Below are 2,062 nucleotides of genomic sequence, written 5' to 3'. Positions count from 1 at the left end.
CCCGCAGCACCTCCGCCTGGGCCACCGCGCCCGCAGCGGGCACCCCGGCGGCCAGAACGGCAGCCGCGGCGGCCCACAGCGAGTGTGCGGCGGTCAGTTGCGCGTCTGTCGGACCTGTCTGCGGCGGTAGTGCGGCGGTGTCCGATTCGGGTACGGCATCAATGTCCTGGACGGTGTTTGCGGCGGTGTCCTGCTCGGACGCACCGACCTCCTGGGCCGTCGCGTCCACGGCTGCCGCTGTCTCCAAGTCGGCCACCGGACACGCGCCGAGCACAGCGGCGCGGTGCAGGCACTTCGGGGCCAGCAGACAACTGCACACGGCCTCCCCGGCGTCCGTGACCGCCCCGGAAGGACCCGGAGCGAGGACGACCTCCGCGTCCTCACCGCACCGCACCCGCCGCACGGCACCCTCGACGATGACGGGCGCGGCCACGTACGTGTCGATCGCGGCGTCCAGCTTCTTGCGCAGCCGGGAGGTCAGGGCCTCCACGGCCGCAGCGGCCACCTCGGGCGCCACCGGGGGCAGTTGGGGGTTCATCGGGACTCTCCGCGGAGGCGTTCGCCCACCCAGCGGGCGAGGGCGAGAGGACTGAGGGCGGCGACCGGCATCCCGGCCGCGACGAGTTGTTGGGCCACCGGCACGGAATAGCGCGGGGTACCGGAGTCGTCCAGAGCGGCGCAGCCCATCAGATGCACCCCGGAACTCGCGAGCGCCCGTACCTCGCCCAGGAGTCCGCCCAGCGGATAGCCCTCCTCGAAGTCGCTCACCACCACCACGAGGCTCCGGCTGGGCACGGTCACCAAGGAGCGGGCGTGGGCCAGACCGGCCGCGATGTGGGTGCCGCCGCCCACCTTCACCTCCAGCAGCAGGGACAGCGGGTCCTCGACCCGGTCCGTCAGGTCGATCACGTCCGTCGAGAACGCCAGGAAGTGTGTGCTGAGCGTGGGCACTCCGCCCAGCACGGCCGCGGTCAACGCCGACCAGATCACGGAGGCCTCCATCGACCCGGACACATCGACCACCAGGATCAGCCGCCAGTCTGCCTCCTTGCGCGAACGGGTGCTGAACACCGGCCGTTCCGGCACGACCAGGGTGCTGCCGTCGGCCCTCCTGCGGGCGTGGGCCAGGTTCGCCCGCAGAGTGCGCGGCAGGTCGATCCGGCCTCCCGGACGGCGGGTCGGTCGAGGCGTGGCCAGTCCGGACAGCGCGGGCCGCATCCGGGTGGCCAGCTCCTTGGCCAGGTCGTCGACCAGCCGGCGCACCAGCGGGCGCAGCCTTGCCAGTTGCTGCTCGGGCATCCCGCCCGCGAGCGACAACACGGATGTCAGCAGATCGACCGAGGGACGTACCGACTTGGGGTCGAGTTCGGCCAGAACGTCGCTACGACCCTGATCGGCGGCGCGGGCGAGGACCTCCTCGCGTACCTCCGCGCCGAACAGCGCCTGGAGCTCCTCCGCCCACTCACGCGCCGACGGGAAGGAGGCGTCCTGCCCGCCGGGACCGCTGTCCCGGCCCAGGTCCGAGGAGCCCTCGCCGCGCCCCCTTCCGTACAGCTCGTCGAGCGCGTGCGCGTAACGGCGGGTGCCCGCCGACAACTTGTCGCTCTCCCTGCCGAGGAGCAGGCGCCACCGGTCCGTCCGCGTGAGACGCAGTACGCCGTCGGTCGGCCCGTCCACGTCGGAAGGGTCAGGCGTCGGCGCGGGACGGGTGGTGGTGGTCCCGGGGTCCGGAGCATCGGCGGGCCGGGGTGTCGGCGGTGCCGCCCGCAGGGCCTCCACCGCCGTACGACCGGCCTCGTCCGCCGCCGCCCACAGGGCCAGCAGGCGCGGGGAGGCGGACAGTGTCAGGTCGAGGCGATCGCCCAGCCGCTCCGTGACCGGGTGCAGCAGACGGTCACGGCCCGCCGGAGACAGTGTGTCGAAGCCGCCGCGCAGGGCGGGCAGCCGGTCCAGGAACGCCTGGTCGCCGAGCGAGTCGACCCGGTCGAGCAGCGGGTCGAGCGCGGACGGCGCCGACTGGAGCAGCGGTGCGGCCCCGGTCAGCAGTCCGGCGAGTCTGCGC

Annotated in this window: 1 protein-coding gene and 1 pseudogene; both read right to left on the bottom strand. The window is 73.6% G+C overall.

Annotated elements, in window-relative coordinates:
* Positions 1 to 538, bottom strand: a pseudogene (locus R6V09_RS51810) (SWIM zinc finger family protein); the annotation flags it as partial.
* Positions 535 to 2,062, bottom strand: a 1,528-nt coding sequence (locus R6V09_RS51805; protein WP_317888352.1) for a vWA domain-containing protein, incomplete at its 5' end; no start/stop codon positions are given. The pseudogene R6V09_RS51810 and the gene R6V09_RS51805, both read right to left, overlap by 4 nt.

This window comes from Streptomyces sp. W16, assembly GCF_033194735.1.
GTDB lineage: Bacteria > Actinomycetota > Actinomycetes > Streptomycetales > Streptomycetaceae > Streptomyces.
This window is presented reverse-complemented; position numbering and strand designations above follow the sequence as displayed.